Source organism: Amycolatopsis sp. NPDC004772 (genome assembly GCF_053601215.1).
This window is the reverse complement of record NZ_JBSGBK010000031.1, coordinates 24,484-38,448: the sequence shown is the minus strand read 5'-3', so window position 1 is coordinate 38,448 and position 13,965 is coordinate 24,484. Positions and strand designations below refer to the sequence as shown.

At 70.9% G+C, this 13,965-nt stretch carries 15 protein-coding genes; 11 read left to right on the top strand and 4 right to left on the bottom strand.

Translation table 11 applies throughout. The annotated features are described in order from the left end of the window. Nucleotides 1–40 precede the first annotated feature (40 nt). Nucleotides 41–946 (top strand): MBL fold metallo-hydrolase, encoded by a 906-nt coding sequence (locus ACWEF6_RS20310; protein WP_449684380.1) that lies wholly within the window; start codon nt 41–43, stop codon nt 944–946. A 90-nt stretch (nt 947–1,036) separates the two neighbouring features. Continuing rightward, entirely contained in the window at nt 1,037–2,452 is a 1,416-nt protein-coding gene (locus tag ACWEF6_RS20305) for a M1 family metallopeptidase (protein ID WP_449684379.1), read from the top strand. Nucleotides 2,453–2,507: 55 nt separating this feature from the next. On the opposite strand, the gene ACWEF6_RS20300 is transcribed toward ACWEF6_RS20305, so the two are convergent. Then, the gene (locus tag ACWEF6_RS20300) at nt 2,508–3,401 is read right to left on the bottom strand and encodes a TIGR03619 family F420-dependent LLM class oxidoreductase (RefSeq protein WP_449684378.1); all 894 of its coding nucleotides are present in this window, start codon (nt 3,399–3,401) and stop codon (nt 2,508–2,510) included. A gap of 251 nt (nt 3,402–3,652) precedes the next feature. On the opposite strand from ACWEF6_RS20300, the gene ACWEF6_RS20295 reads away from it, so the two are divergent. From ACWEF6_RS20295 to ACWEF6_RS20255, 9 genes are all read left to right on the top strand, one after another. Then, nucleotides 3,653–4,027, top strand: coding sequence for an STAS domain-containing protein (locus tag ACWEF6_RS20295; protein ID WP_449684377.1), 375 nt, complete (start codon nt 3,653–3,655; stop codon nt 4,025–4,027). Nucleotides 4,028–4,450: 423 nt separating this feature from the next. After that, nucleotides 4,451–5,050, top strand: a complete 600-nt coding sequence (locus tag ACWEF6_RS20290) for a vWA domain-containing protein (protein ID WP_449684376.1) — start codon at nt 4,451–4,453, stop codon at nt 5,048–5,050. Further along, nucleotides 5,047–6,027: a hypothetical protein gene (locus ACWEF6_RS20285; protein ID WP_449684375.1), complete on the top strand. Its 981-nt coding sequence runs from the start codon at nt 5,047–5,049 to the stop codon at nt 6,025–6,027. Before ACWEF6_RS20290 ends, ACWEF6_RS20285 begins: the two co-directional genes overlap by 4 nt. Further along, a complete protein-coding gene (locus ACWEF6_RS20280; RefSeq protein WP_449684374.1) occupies nt 6,024–6,665 on the top strand; it encodes a hypothetical protein in 642 nt (213 codons plus the stop codon). The genes ACWEF6_RS20285 and ACWEF6_RS20280 overlap by 4 nt, the downstream gene beginning before the upstream one ends. A 174-nt stretch (nt 6,666–6,839) precedes the next feature. Then, nucleotides 6,840–7,499: a lytic polysaccharide monooxygenase auxiliary activity family 9 protein gene (locus ACWEF6_RS20275; RefSeq protein ID WP_449684373.1), complete on the top strand. Its 660-nt coding sequence runs from the start codon at nt 6,840–6,842 to the stop codon at nt 7,497–7,499. A gap of 167 nt (nt 7,500–7,666) precedes the next feature. Beyond that, complete coding sequence (locus ACWEF6_RS20270; RefSeq protein ID WP_449684372.1) at nt 7,667–9,121, top strand: RICIN domain-containing protein; 1,455 nt, start codon at nt 7,667–7,669, stop codon at nt 9,119–9,121. Nucleotides 9,122–9,275: 154 nt separating this feature from the next. After that, nucleotides 9,276–10,322: a glucose 1-dehydrogenase gene (locus ACWEF6_RS20265; RefSeq protein WP_449684371.1), complete on the top strand. Its 1,047-nt coding sequence runs from the start codon at nt 9,276–9,278 to the stop codon at nt 10,320–10,322. A 5-nt stretch (nt 10,323–10,327) separates the two neighbouring features. Further along, the gene (locus ACWEF6_RS20260; protein ID WP_449684370.1) at nt 10,328–12,130 is read left to right on the top strand and encodes a glycoside hydrolase family 15 protein; all 1,803 of its coding nucleotides are present in this window, start codon (nt 10,328–10,330) and stop codon (nt 12,128–12,130) included. A gap of 281 nt (nt 12,131–12,411) precedes the next feature. Then, nucleotides 12,412–12,768, top strand: a complete 357-nt coding sequence (locus tag ACWEF6_RS20255) for a glyoxalase superfamily protein (RefSeq protein ID WP_449684369.1) — start codon at nt 12,412–12,414, stop codon at nt 12,766–12,768. Between the two features lie 3 nt (nt 12,769–12,771). On the opposite strand, the gene ACWEF6_RS20250 is transcribed toward ACWEF6_RS20255, so the two are convergent. The 3 genes from ACWEF6_RS20250 to ACWEF6_RS20240 all read right to left on the bottom strand — a co-directional run bounded on the left by ACWEF6_RS20250 (nt 12,772) and on the right by ACWEF6_RS20240 (nt 13,913). Next, nucleotides 12,772–12,960: a hypothetical protein gene (locus tag ACWEF6_RS20250; protein ID WP_449684368.1), complete on the bottom strand. Its 189-nt coding sequence runs from the start codon at nt 12,958–12,960 to the stop codon at nt 12,772–12,774. Continuing rightward, nucleotides 12,957–13,103, bottom strand: a complete 147-nt coding sequence (locus tag ACWEF6_RS20245; RefSeq protein ID WP_449684367.1) for a hypothetical protein — start codon at nt 13,101–13,103, stop codon at nt 12,957–12,959. The genes ACWEF6_RS20250 and ACWEF6_RS20245 overlap by 4 nt, the downstream gene beginning before the upstream one ends. Before the next feature lie 246 nt (nt 13,104–13,349). After that, a complete protein-coding gene (locus tag ACWEF6_RS20240) occupies nt 13,350–13,913 on the bottom strand; it encodes a TetR/AcrR family transcriptional regulator (protein WP_449684366.1) in 564 nt (187 codons plus the stop codon). Nucleotides 13,914–13,965 lie beyond the last annotated feature (52 nt).

The window sequence follows — 13,965 nt, the reverse complement described above, 5'->3', positions numbered from 1 at the left end:
ACGCATGGAAACGCTCGTGCAGGCGTCCTAGCGTGGCGTCATGCACATCGGTGAAGTGGAAGTCGTCAAGGTCGTCGAGTGGCAGGGCGAGATCGCCCCGGTGCAGACGATCATCCCCGGCAGCCCGCCGGAGCTCTGGACCGGCAACGCCGGCTGGCTCGCCCCCGACCACTGGAACCCGGAAACCGGCGGCTACCGCGGTGCCGTGCAGACCTGGGTGCTCCGCAGCGAAGGCCGCGTGATCCTGGTCGACACCGGGGTCGGCAACGACCGGGACCGGCCGCAGATCCCGCTGTTCGACCACCTCGCGACGCCGTTCCTCGAGCGGCTGGCCGCGGCCGGCGTCCGGCCCGAGGACGTCGACGTCGTCGTCAACACCCACATCCACTACGACCACGTCGGCTGGAACACCGAACTGCGCAACGGCGACTGGGTGCCCACCTTTCCCCGCGCCACCTACCTGATCCCCCGCGTCGACCAGGGGTACTTCGACCCGGGCAACGCCCATCGCCGTCCCGCCCCGCGCACTCCGCACGAGCAGCTTCGCCGCGAAGGCAGCCTGCTCGTCTACGCCGACAGCGTCGCCCCCGTGCTCGGCCGGGCCGAACTGTGGGAAGGCCACCACCGCCTCGACCGCCACCTCACCCTCGAGGCCGCGCCGGGCCACACCCCCGGCTCGTCGGTGCTGCGGGTGTCCTCCGGCGCGGGCCGGGCGGTGTTCGTCGGCGACCTGCTGCACAGCCCCGCCCAGATCGTGGCCCCGGAGCACAGCAGCTGCTTCTGCGAAGACCCGCGGCAGGCCGCCACCACCCGGCGCGCGATCCTCGAACGCGCGGCGGACACCGGCGAGCTCGTCGTCCCCGCTCACTTCGGAGGATCGGGCGCGGCCGAGGTCCGCCGCGACGGCAGCCGGTTCGCGGTGCACCGGTGGGCCACGGAGGACTGAAGCAGGTCAGCGTCCGGCGCGTTGCGTTCGGTTGATCCGGGTGCCGGGTCGGACCTACGCTTCAGCGTCGATGATTGCCGAGGAGGATCGATGCGAGGCGTCTACCGCGGCCGTGGTCTGTTGTTGCTCGTTTCCTGCGTCCTGTCCGCCGGGTTGGTGGCCGCGACGAGCCCGGCGGCCGAGGCGGCGCCGGTGTTCTCCCCCGGTGCGCCGGGCACCGGGGACCCGTACTTCCCCGACATGGGCAACGGCGGCTACGACGTCGGCCACTACGACATCCGGCTCGCGTACGACCCCAGCACCCAGGCGATCGACGCGACCACCACGATCTTCGCCACGGCCACCCAGAACCTCTCCCGTTTCGACCTGGACTTCCAGGGGCCGCTGACGATCAGCAGGCTCTCGGTGAACGGCCGGAACGCCGCCTTCACCCGCAGCGGTGCCCAGGAGCTGGTGATCACCCCGCCGTCCGGGCTGCGGAAGGGCACCCCGTTCGTCGTCTCGGTGTCCTACGCCGGCGTGCCGCAGAAGATCGACGACCCCGCGCTGGGCCTGTCCGGCTGGGTCGCCACCAAGGACGGTGCGGTCGCACTCAACCAGCCGATCGGTGCGGCGACCTACTACCCGGTCAACGACACCACCGACGACAAGGCGACCTACACCCAGACCATCACCGTGCCGGCCGGGCTCACCGTGCTGGCCAACGGCGAACCCGGGCCCACCACCACCCGCGATCACCGGACCACCTTCCGCTGGACCATGAACCGGCCGATGGCCAGCGAGCTGAGCATGCTCGCGATCGGCGATTACAACGTCACCCGCGGCGTGGCGGCCGGCGGCCTGCCGAACATCACCGCGATCGGCCGGTCGATCGACACGAAACCCGGACAGGGCAAGGTGTTCAACCAGACCACCGCGCAGATCGTCCAGTGGGAATCGTCGGTGTACGGGACCTACCCGTTCGACTCGACCGGCGGCATCCTCGCCGACGTCGGCGTCGGCTACGCCCTCGAGACGCAGAGCCGGCCGGTCTACGACCACAAGACCAGCGACGTCGACGGCGACCTGCTCGCCCACGAACTCGGCCACCAGTGGTTCGGCGACAGCCTCACCCCGGTGCGCTGGTCGGACATCTGGCTCAACGAAGGCTTCGCGACCTACTCGGAGTGGCTCTACCAGGAGAAGTTCGACGGCGTCCCGGTGCAGCAGACGTTCGAGAAGACGTACGCGGACGAAGAGGACTGGAGCGGCCAGGTCGCCGACCCGGGCCGCGACCACATCTTCGACGACCTGGTCTACAACCGCGGCGCGATGACCCTGCACGCGTTGCGCACGAAGATCGGTGACCGCGCCTTCTTCCGGGTGCTCAAGGAGTGGCCGTCGGCGAACCGGTACACCAACGTCTCGACGCGGCAGTTCATCCGGTTCGTCGAGCGGCTGACCGGCCGCGACCTCGGCTCGTTCTTCCGGACCTGGCTCTACCAGCCCGGCAAGCCGTCCCTCTGAGCCGGTGTCGGCACCGCGGGTGCCGGACCCGCGGTGCCGCCGACGTGGACGGGGCTCAGCCCTTGGCGGTCAGCTCCAGCAGCCGGCCGGTCAGGTCCAGGTGTTCCTCGATGCTGCCGGTCAGGTAGGTGAGGTCCACGAACGTGTGGTCCGGCGCCACCAGTTCGACGATCTTGGTGACCGACTCGGCGATCGCCTCCGCTTCGGTGCCCGGGGCCGCGTTCACCCGCAGCGCCACGCCCAGCGCCTGCGGGTCGCGGCCGGCGCGCTCGGCGTCCGCGCGCAACTTGGCCAGGGTCGAGGTGATCACGTCCGCGGGGAACTGCTCGGGCACCGACCAGACCGGCAGCCAGCCGTCGGCCCGCTCGGCCACGCGGCGCAGCGACTTCTCGCCGAAGCCGGCCAGGTGCACCGGCGGCTTGCGCACCGGCTTCAGCGCGACGTTCGACTCCGCGATCTTGTAGCCGACGCCCTCGTGCGTCACGGTGTCCTTGGACCACCACGTTTCCAGGAGGTCGAGCAGGTCGTCGAGCCGCTTGCCGCGTTCGGACATCGGCACGCCGACCGCCGCGTACTCGTCCGGGGACCAGCCGATGCCCAGACCGGGGAGCAGCCGCCCGTTGCTCGCGACGTCGATGCTGGTCAGCAGCCTGGCGAAGTTGGCGGGCTGGTACTGGGTCGCGTTGATGGTGCTCGACCCGAGCACCGCGGTCTCGGTCACGGCCGCGGCGATGGCCAGCGCGGTGAACGGGTCCTGCGCGGTGTGGAACTCCTCGGGCATGGTGTCGTAGCCCGGGTACGGCACGACCGGGTCGACCGGCGACAGCAGCCGGTCGCCGACCCACAACCCGGCCGCGCCGGCCCGTTCCGCCTCGCGCGCGTACCGCGCGATCCCGCCCGGCGTGGCCGCCGCCTTGCCGAACACCGGAAGGCTGAAACCAAGTGGCATTGCTTCTCCCCTGGAGAGTGACTGGACTTCGTTCGGTCCTCCTGCCACTACTACTCGCATCCAGTTGCGCGTTCAAGCAGTTCCCGGTTCCTGCCGCCGGTGCCCGGATGGCCTATGCTGAGAACAGCGGTCGAGCCGACGGCCGGCACGAGACTCCCCCTGCGCTCAGGGCATCAGTTGTCGCGCGGTTTTCCGTTCCGCGATTTCACTTCAGCGTTGTACCTAGGGTGTGGCCGACGAAAGAGGCCACCATGACCACCTGCCACCACACGCTGCCCACGGTTTCCGGCACGGTCGAACCGCCGGTCGCTTTCCGCCTCACCGCCCACCGGCCCGCCCCGGGCACCGCGGTCGTCGAAGCGGCCGGGGACCTGGACCTCGCGACGGCCCCGCGGCTGCGCGACCTGATCGCCACCACGGTCTCGAGCACGCCGGCCCACCTGGTGATCGACCTGTGCGGCGTGCAGTTCCTCAGCGCCACGGGCTTGGCCGCCGTCGAGCACGGCTACCTGCTCGCCACCGGCCGGGGCATCGCCTGCACCGTGCGCGTCGACCCGGCGGGCCGGGTGCTGCGCGTGCTCCGCCTGCTGCCGTGGCGGTTCGCCGAGGCGGTCGAAGCGGCCTGACGCGGTCGACGCCGGGAAAGCGCGACCGAGTCCAGCAGTGTTCTCGCGTACCGGTGACGGCCGCCTCGATTCCCTTGCTCCCGAAGGAAGTGCGTTCCACCACCAAGACCACATTGGACTTCCGGGCGACGAACACGACCAGGCTCCCGTGCGTGCTGATCCGGGCCTCGTCGCCGACTCCGTCCACCGGTGTGTCCGCACCGAGCGTCAACCCCGCGGACGGCCTGGCGGCGGCGAGCACGTCGTCGGCCACCGGAAGACGCTGCGGGCCGTGACCGCGCAGACCACCACCCGACGACGTGGCCTGTAACGGTGGCCGGTCCGTCCGACGACTCCCCGCGGTAAGCGGTCCTCTCAGGGGGGTGGCTGTCCCGGGGGTGCGCTCCGGGCCGGACGAGCGGGGAGTGCGGATTGCACCGGATCATGCCGATCTACCTGGTGGTGAACACTTCGCCGTCGATGGCCGGGCGCCTGGTCGAGATCGAGCACGTGCTCACCGCGATGACCGACGAACTGCTGGAGTCGCCGCTCCTGGGCGACCGGGTCCGGGTCTGCCTGGTGGCCTTCGCCGAAAACGCCCGGTGCGTCCTGCCGCTTTCGGACCTGACCGAGGTGACCGGCCTCCCCGCCCTGTCACCGGGCCGGGAAACCCGGTTCGGGCCCGCCTTCCAGCTGCTCACGCGGCTGACCGACGCGGACGCGGCCGCCCACCTGGCCGCCGGGGTGTCGTTCCACCGGCCGCTGGTGCTGCTGGTGACCGACGGCGTCCCCGCGGACCGCGGCTGGCGGGAGGCGCTGAACGAGTTCTACCGGCACGCCCACCCCCGCGTCATCCTCATCACCGTGGGCGTGGAGCGGTCGCAGGCGCAGCACATCCTCGACGCGATGCAGGTTTCCGGGATGCGCCTGCTGAGCGACTCCCCGGACCAGCCGCTGGCCAAGCAGATCCTGGCCGATCTGCTGTCCTACACCGACCAGCTCGTGACGTCCCGGGCGATCCGGCACCGGGACGACTCGGCGTGAGCGCCGAAGCCTGGCCGCCGGTACCGCCCCGCATCGCGGAAGCCGAGGTCGCGGTCGGCGAGCAGCTGGCGCGCGGCGGGGCGTCGGCCGTCTTCTCGATCGCCGGCCCGCGGAAGACGTTGCTGTACAAGAAGTACACCGAGCCGCGGGACGCCGCGGAGCTCGACGGGCTGGTCGGGACGCACGCCGGCTGGGACGCGAAGACGCTCGGCCACGTCCGGCGCACGCTGGCCTGGCCGGTCGCCACCGTCGGCGAAGGCGACCGAGCCGTCGGGGCACTGGTCGTGCGGGCCGCGGCCGAGTTCCAGTTCACCCTGCCTTCGGGCCGCACGCGGGTCCGCGACTTCAACTTCCTGTTGTACGAAAAGCGGTCCGAGAAGCTCGGCGTGCCGCGAGCCACCGACCGCGAGAAGGTCGATCTGCTGCGCGCCCTGCTGGACGTCCTGTCCTGGCTGGACGACCACGGCTTCGTGCACGAGGACCTCGCGTCGCACAACCTCCTGTGGAAGCTCGACCCCGCCGAGGTGTTCGTCCTCGACTGCGACTCGCTGCGGCCGCTCGCCGGCGAAAGCTCCGCGCCGCTCTACACCACGGTCGACTGGACCGACCGCCGCGTGCTCACCGAGGAGGTCGCGCGCCCGGACCGGGCGTCGACGTCCTACGTCCTCGGCCTGCTGGTGCCGCGAGTGCTGGTCTCGCCCCACTGGTACCCGGGTGACGCGCTGCCGCCCGAACGGCTGCCCGCCGCGCTCACCGAGCTGGTCGTCCGGGCGTCCGGACCGGCCGGGTCCCGGCCGTCGCTGACGGAATGGGGCCGGGGCCTGGACAAGGCGTCGGCGCAGACCACCGGCACCGTGGTGGAACCGGCGCCGGTCGGCGACCCGGCCGCGGTGCGGACGGCGGACCGGTGGATCTTCGCCGGCGGGCTGCTGCTCGGGGCGCTGCTCGCGATCTTCGTCCTGGTGAGGTTCGTGTGAGCACGTCGAAACTGGCCGGGGTCTCGGAGTGGGCGGCGCAGGCCGCGCAAATCACCACCGGCGTGGCGGGCCTGTCCTACGCCTTCGGCTGGCTCCTGATGGCCCGCTTCTACGGCGCGCTCGGCGTCGACCCGGAAGACGTCGGGATCACCTTCACCTGGCTGGTCGCCCGCGCGTTCCTGGTCGGCCTGGTCGCCCTGGCGGCGTTCCTGGCCGTCCGGTGGCTGCAGAACCGGGCGACGTCGGCGCAGTCGACGTGGATCCGGCTGTCCTTCGGCACCGGGGTGCGGTCACTGGCGGAGGTGCGGCTTTCGCTGCCCGGGCGTTACCTGCTCCGCGGCCTGGCCGGCGCGCTGGCCGGGTTCGCGGTGGTCTTCCTGGTGGTGCTGCCGTTCCGGCTGGGCGACCGGTTCGCGGCCGACGCGCTGGCCGGCCGCCCGGTGGCTTTCGGCGTCCTCGGCACGACGGTGATCCGGGCGCCGGAAGTGCGGCTTTCGTCGGCCGACCCCGCGAAACCGGCGCCGGCACCGGGATGTGTGCTGCGACTGGGCGGGAACGCGGGCACGTCGCTCTTCATTGCCGGTGGGCGCGTGATCCGCGTGTCCGACCAGAACGTCACCGTCTCGTCGTCCTGCTGAACCCGAAAGTTTCGGTGGGAATTCCGTTCTTTTCGAAACCGGGTGCGGTGGGGAATAACCCCAATTCCGGTCCGGCGATTGGTTGACGTTTGTCCGGATCGAGAATAAGCTGCTGCCACCCTGGGAGCGCTCCCACATGAACCGCACGTTCTTCCGAGAATGGAGGCTCATTCCATGCGCAGGCGCACCTTCTTCGGGGCCGGCACCGGACGGCGGGGGCTCATCGCCCTCGTCACCGCCGGGCTGGCCTGCCTGTTCGTCGGGGTTCCCACCGCCTCGGCGCACGGGACCATCGTCGGCCCCGCCACCCGGGCCTACCAGTGCTGGAAGGATTGGGGCAGCCAGCACACGAACCCCGCCATGCAGCAGCAGGACCCGATGTGCTGGGCGGCTTTCCAGGCCAACGCCGACACCATGTGGAACTGGATGAGCGCGTTGCGGGACGGGCTGCACGGCAACTTCCAGGGCGCGACGCCCGACGGGCAGCTGTGCAGCAACGGCCTGTCTCGCAACAACTCCCTGAACACCCCCGGCCAGTGGCGGACCACCACCATCGGCAGCACCTTCTCGATGCACCTCTACGACCAGGCCAGCCACGGCGCCGACTTCATCCGGGTCTACGTCAGCAAGAACGGCTACGACCCGGTCACCCAGCGCCTCGGCTGGGGCAACCTGGACCAGGTGACGCAGACCGGCCGCTACGCCCCGGCGAAGGACATCACCTTCAACGTCCAGACCTCCGGCTACCGCGGGCACCACGTGATCTTCACGATCTGGCAGGCTTCCCACCAGGACCAGACGTACATGTGGTGCAGTGACGTGAACTTCGGCTGACCGCATTCCGTGCCGCATCGAACAGCCCTGGCGCTGCTCGATGCGGCACGGCCGTGTTCTTTCCTGACCGATTCCGATCGTTTTCCTTCGAAACCCTGGCCGGTTCCCCGGGCGAGGTGTTACCCAATGTCTCGAAGCTGCGCAGGGATCCGGGAAGGAACGAACCGATGAAACCGACCCACTCCGTGCTCCGCAGGACGCTTTCCAAGGCGGTGCGGTTCCTGGCGCTGACCGCACTGGCCGGCGGACTGCTGGCCGCCGTCCCGCCGCAGGCCCAGGCGGCCACCTCCGGGTTCAAGGGCGTCAACTGGGCCGACACGCGGGACAACTTCGTCAACGGCGTGCTGTACGTCTCCGGGCTCGGCGCCGCCGACACGTACTCCTCGGCCGCCGCCACCGCGAACCAGGTCGTCGGCCAGCTGTACTCGATCACCGGGGCCGACACGGTCCGGATGCCGATCAACGAACCGACGGTCTCCGGCTACTGGGGCACCTACACCGGGGCGATCGACACGGCGCTCACCAAGGGCAAGGTGATCCTCGCCTACTGGGCCTACACCGGCGGCAAACCCACCGACACCGGCCGGTTCCAGCAGATGTGGGACACGGTCGTCGCCAAGTACGGCAGCAACCCGAACGCCTACTTCGAGGTCATCAACGAACCGTACGCCTACAGCGCTTCCGCGCTCAACGACTTCTACACCGCCTGGCTGGCCCGGTACCCCGGCGTGCCGCGGAGCCGGGTCATCCTCGACGGCACCGGGTACGCCCAGAACGTGCCCGCGGTCGGCGGCGACCGGCGGCTCGACGGGACGCTGCTGGCGGCCCACGACTATTCGTTCTTCGCCGGCTACGAAAGCGAAACCGAGTGGGCGGACCACCTCGGCGGCTCGATCGGCGCGTACGCGGACCGGACCGTCGTCACCGAGTGGGGCGGCCCGATGTCGCCCGGCAGCAAGAACGGCGTGCACTACGACACGCTCGACTACAGCATCCCGAGCGGCTCGTTCTTCGCCGACTACATCCGGGGCGTGAGCGGCAAGATGCGCAGCCTCGGCGTCGGCAGCGTGTACTGGCCGGGCCTGCGCGACGGCGACTGGTACAGCATGACGACCAAGACCGGCACCGGGCCGGGGATCAAGCTGTCGCTGTCCAACCCGAGCGGGCTGACCCGGCTGCGGTACGCGTGGGGCCTGGGCGACGGCGGCGGCACGTACGTCCGGATCGTCAACGCGGCCACCGGCCTGTCCGTCGACGGCCTGGGCCGCACGGCCGGTGGCTCCCCCGCCGGCCAGGCGAGCGCCGACCCCGGCCGCGCCGACCAGCAGTGGGTCATCGAGAACGCCGGCAACCGCGTGCGGATCAAGAACCGCGCCACCGGCCTCTACCTCGACGGCGCGGGTCGCACCACCAACGGCGCCGCGGCGGCCCAGTACGCCGGGAGCGGCAGCGGCAACCAGCTGTGGTCGGTGGTGACCGACGCGAACAACGTCCGCATCCGCAACAGCAGCACCGGCCTGTACCTCGACGGCATGGGCCGCGCCGGCAGCGGCGCCGACGTCGGCCAGTACGGCGACAGCGGCAGCGCCAACCAGCGGTGGCGCATCGTCGCCGCCGGCTGAAAGCGTCACCCGGACGGGGCCGGTTTCCGGTCCCGTCCGGACTTTGTGCACCGCAACGTCGCATTTGCCCGCTGATTGCCGCCCGCACGCATGTTTTGCGGAACGCAACGGTGTCAACCCGTGATCGAGCACGCCGTCGCGGGAAGGAACGAAGATGCGAGCGCTGACCGTTGTGCCGGGACAGAAGGGCTCCCTGCGGGTCGCCACGGTGCCCGACCCGCGACCGGCGCACGGCGAGCTGCTGGTCCGCGGCCTCGCGCTCGGCGTGTGCGGCACGGACAAGGAGATCGCCCGCGGCGAGTACGGCTGGGCACCACCCGGCCGGGACCGCCTGGTGCTGGGGCACGAATCACTCGGGCAGGTGATCACCGCCACCGGTGACTTCGCCGAGGGCGACCTCGTCGTCGGCGTCGTCCGGCGGCCCGACCCGGTGCCGTGCGGCGCGTGCGCGGCCGGCGAGTTCGACATGTGCCGCAACGGCCGCTACACCGAGCGCGGCATCAAGGAGATCGACGGCTACGGCAGCGAACTGTGGACCGTCGAGGCGGACTACGCGGTGCGCCTCGATCCCCGCCTGCGGGACGTCGGCATGCTGATGGAACCCACGACGGTGGTCGCGAAGGCGTGGGAGCAGATCCAGCGCGTCGGGGAACGCGCGTGGTTCGAACCGAAGCGGGTGCTGGTGACCGGCGCGGGCCCGATCGGGTTGCTCGGCGCGCTGCTGGGCGTCCAGCGCGGCCTCGACGTCCACCTCCTCGACCGCGTCACCGACGGCCCCAAGCCCCGCCTGGCCGAGGCGCTCGGCGCGACCTACCACCACGAGCCGATCGAGAAGGTGCTGGCGTCCCTGGAGCCGGACATCGTCCTCGAAGCCACCGGCGCCGGCTCGCTGGTGTTCGACGCGATGGCGGGCACCGGTTCCTACGGCATCGTCTGCCTCACCGGCGTCTCCTCCACCGGGCGCAGCCTGACCGTGGACGCCGGGACGATCAACCGCGAGCTCGTTCTCGAGAACGACGTCGTCATCGGCTCGGTCAACGCCAACCTCCGCCATTACCGGGCCGCCGCCGACGCACTCGGCCGCGCGGACCCGGACTGGCTGGGCGGGCTCGTCACCCGGCGGGTGCCCCTGAGCAAGGCGGCCGACGCCTTCGAAGCGGGCGACGACGACGTCAAGGTCGTTCTCGACCTCGAGCGCTGATCGCCGTGGCCCCGATCGAGGACTACGCCCTCCTGGGCGACCTGCACACGGCCGCGCTGCTCTCGCGCGACGGCGCGATCGACTGGCTGTGCCTGCCGCGCTTCGACTCCCCGGCCTGTTTCGCCGCCCTGCTGGGCGACGAGCACGCCGGCACCTGGCGGCTCGCCCCGGCGAGCGGTGGGCCCGCGACCCGGCGTTCGTACCGCGGCGACTCGCTGATCATGGTGACCGAATGGGACACCGCCGACGGCACCGTCCGCGTCCTGGACTTCATGCCGCCGCGCGGGGAAGCCGCCGACGTCGTCCGGATCGTCGAAGGCGTGTCCGGCCGGGTGCCGATGCGCATGCTGCTGCGGCTGCGGCTCGACTACGGTTCCGTCACCCCGTGGGTCCGGCAGGAGAACGGCGAGTTCGTCGCGGTCGCCGGCCCGGACGCGATCCGGGTCCGCACGCCGGTGCCGCTGCACGGCGAGGACCTGGCCACGCACGCCGAGTTCACCGTCGCCGCCGGGGAGCGCGTCCCGTTCGTCCTCACCCACAACGCCTCCTACCGGCCGCGGCCGCGGTTCGCCGACGCCGAGGCCGCGCTCGCCGACACCGAACGCTTCTGGGCGGACTGGATCGGCCGCTGCCGGTACCGGGGACAGTGGCCGGACGCGGTCCGGCGCGCGCTGATCACCCTGAAGGCCCTCACCTACGCCCCGACCGGCGGCATCCTCGCCGCCGCGACGACGTCACTGCCGGAACAGCTCGGCGGGCCGCGCAACTGGGACTACCGCTACTGCTGGCTGCGCGATTCGACGTTCACCCTGCAGGCCCTGATCGGCACCGGCTACCACGACGAGGCTCGCGCCTGGCGGGAATGGCTCGTCCGCGCGGTGGCCGGCGACCCGGCCGACCTGCAGATCATGTACGGCCTCGACGGCACCCGCCGGCTCCCGGAGTCCACTCTGGACTGGCTGGCCGGCTACGAGGGCTCGGCGCCGGTCCGGGTCGGCAACGCCGCGGCGGACCAGTTCCAGCTCGACGTCTGGGGCGAGGTCCTCGACGGGCTGCACCTGGTCCGCGAGGCCGGGCTCCCGACGTTCCACCCGGCCTGGGACCTGCAGCGCGGCCTGCTCGACTTCCTCGAAGGGCACTGGGACCAGCCGGACAACAGCCTCTGGGAGGTCCGCGGCGACCGGCGGCACTTCGTCCACTCCAAGGTGCTGGCCTGGGCCGGCGTCGACCGCGCGGTGCACACGGTGCGAGCGCACGGTCTCGCCGGCCCGGTCGAGGACTGGCGGGCGCTGCGGGAGAAGATCCACCAGGACGTCTGCGCGCACGGGTACGACCCCGACCGCAACACGTTCACCCAGTTCTACGGCTCGCGCGGGCTGGACGCGGCACTGCTGCTCATCCCGCGCGTCGGCTTCCTGCCGGCGGAGGACCCGCGGGTCCGCGGGACGGTGGACGCGGTCCGCGCCGAGCTCGCCCACGACGGCTTCGTCCGGCGCTACGACGCCGACGCGGACGGCGGGGTGGACGGGCTGCCGGGCGGCGAAGGCAGCTTCCTGGCCTGCAGCTTCTGGCTCGCCGACGCCCTGCACGCAACCGGCCGCCCCGACGAGGCCCGCTCGCTGTTCGAGCAGCTTTTGGGGCTGCGCAACGACGTCGGACTGCTCTCGGAGGAGTACGACACGGATTTGGGACGTCAGGTGGGCAACACGCCGCAGGCGTTCAGCATGGTCGGACTGGTCAACACGGCCCGGCAGCTCTCGGGGTCGCAGACCGGGACGAACGCTCCGGGCGAGGACCAGCGCTCCTAGGCGTGCAGTCGGTGCACCACTGCCGGCCTGCAACGCCGCATCGTCATGCGCCGAGCCGATGTGCTCGATGTCCCGCGACCCGCGACGCGAGGTGTGCACGATCTGCACCGCCCTGGCCCCCGACGCCGTCTTCACCGTGCGCACATACGCCACGAGAGACAACCTGGAGCCGGCCGCTCAGTGCGCAGATTTTCACCGTTCACACGACGAAACCGCAGCTCAACAGCCAGCACCCTACCCAAGATCTGCGATCTTGAGCCAAAGTCGGGTAAGGTGTCCGAATGATCATGCGGGTGGCGGTTCCCGTGCTGCCGTGCCGAGATGTGCAGGCAGCGCGGTCGTACTTCACGGACGTGCTCGGATTCGACACCATATTCACCTGGGAGACCCCACCCAGCTACGCGGCCGTGGTCCGCAATTCCGCCGAGTTCCACCTGTCCGCCGAAAGCAGCGTCGACCCGGCCAAGGTGACGGTTGTCGTCGACGACGTCGATTCCTGCCACGACGAGCTGCGCGCCCGCGGCGCCGACATCGTCGAGCCACTGGCTGACCGGCCCTACGGGATGCGCGACTTCAACGTACGGACACCCGATGGGCACTTGTTGGTCTTCAGCCAGCCGCTTACCGAGTCCGAGTGACCATCAGCGGACCAGCCGGAAGAATGACCGGACCTCGTCGACGAACAACGCCGGCTGCTCGAACGCCGCGAAGTGGCCGACCTTGCCGGGCTCGTTCCAGGACCGGATGTTCGGGAACCGGCGCTCCGCCCACCGCCGATACGGGCGCTGCAGCTCCTTGAGGAAGACCGAACAGCCGGTGGGTACGGTCACCGGCGCCCGGCCGACCCGGAGATCTCATCCCGGGTAATAGCCCGATGCAGGTCGCCACCGGAGTCGGTCCACGACCAGCTGCCCTGGGCACCGAACCGCCGGTAGCCGAGCCGGGCCATCAGCTCGCACCACGCGTCGGACATCCGCTCGATCCCCCACCCCGGCGCGGCCGGCTTGTCGCTGAAGCCGTAACCGGGAAGCGATGGGCAGGCCCCTAGAACCGGCCGCTCAGTGCGCAGATTTTCGCCGTTCACACGACGAAACCGCAGCTCAACAGCCAGCACCCCCACCCAGGATCAGCGATCTCGAGCCGAGTCAGGTGAGGGGACGAACTCGACGTCGATCTGCACCGGGTGGCGTTTCGCAGCGCGGAGACGCCGGCAGCCGGCTCATGCCGAGGCGTTCGAGACCGAGGGGCCGCCGAAGGCGCGGAGGAACGTGTCGACGATGACGTCCGCGGCCAGGCGGTTGTCCAGGGCCGAAAGATCCTTTGTGGACAGACGCAGCAGGGCCCCCAGAACGCTGCCGGGCCAGCCGGCCGGCAGCCCCGCCCGCAGGAAGTGCTCTCCGGCGGCCCGCTCGAGGAACCGGTCCACCTCCTCGATCGCGCGCTGCCGCCGCGCCCAGATCTCCGGGTCCGAGCGCATCCGGCTCACCTCGGTCGGCCAGGTGCGGTTGACCTCGACGATCCCCCGGACGTACCGGTGCAGCGCCTCCGCCACCGGCGCCTCCCCGAACCGGGCCGCCTCGATCGCCGCTTCGATCGCGTCCAGGCGGACCTGGTAGACCGCGGACAGGAGCTCCTCCCGGCTCGTGAACCGGCGGTAGACGGTCCGGCGGTCGACGCCGGCCTCCGCCGCGATCGCCGCGATGCTCGTGGCCGGGTCTTCGGCGAGCATGCGAGCGCCCGTGGTCAGCAGCAGTTCGAGATTTCGTGCGGCGTCTGCTCTCACTCTCCCACCCTAGCATTAACTGTCACACCGGCGAGGCATTTAAGTGCTACAG

What these genes read in the sequence shown, in the direction of transcription:
- ACWEF6_RS20310 (WP_449684380.1), top strand. Translation starts at nt 41, where the DNA reads ATGCACATCGGTGAAGTGGAAGTCGTCAAGGTCGTCGAGTGGCAGGGC.
- ACWEF6_RS20305 (WP_449684379.1), top strand. Translation starts at nt 1,037, where the DNA reads ATGCGAGGCGTCTACCGCGGCCGTGGTCTGTTGTTGCTCGTTTCCTGC.
- ACWEF6_RS20300 (WP_449684378.1), bottom strand. Translation starts at nt 3,401, where the DNA reads ATGCCACTTGGTTTCAGCCTTCCGGTGTTCGGCAAGGCGGCGGCCACG.
- ACWEF6_RS20295 (WP_449684377.1), top strand. Translation starts at nt 3,653, where the DNA reads ATGACCACCTGCCACCACACGCTGCCCACGGTTTCCGGCACGGTCGAA.
- ACWEF6_RS20290 (WP_449684376.1), top strand. Translation starts at nt 4,451, where the DNA reads ATGCCGATCTACCTGGTGGTGAACACTTCGCCGTCGATGGCCGGGCGC.
- ACWEF6_RS20275 (WP_449684373.1), top strand. Translation starts at nt 6,840, where the DNA reads ATGCGCAGGCGCACCTTCTTCGGGGCCGGCACCGGACGGCGGGGGCTC.
- ACWEF6_RS20270 (WP_449684372.1), top strand. Translation starts at nt 7,667, where the DNA reads ATGAAACCGACCCACTCCGTGCTCCGCAGGACGCTTTCCAAGGCGGTG.
- ACWEF6_RS20265 (WP_449684371.1), top strand. Translation starts at nt 9,276, where the DNA reads ATGCGAGCGCTGACCGTTGTGCCGGGACAGAAGGGCTCCCTGCGGGTC.
- ACWEF6_RS20255 (WP_449684369.1), top strand. Translation starts at nt 12,412, where the DNA reads ATGATCATGCGGGTGGCGGTTCCCGTGCTGCCGTGCCGAGATGTGCAG.
- ACWEF6_RS20245 (WP_449684367.1), bottom strand. Translation starts at nt 13,103, where the DNA reads ATGTCCGACGCGTGGTGCGAGCTGATGGCCCGGCTCGGCTACCGGCGG.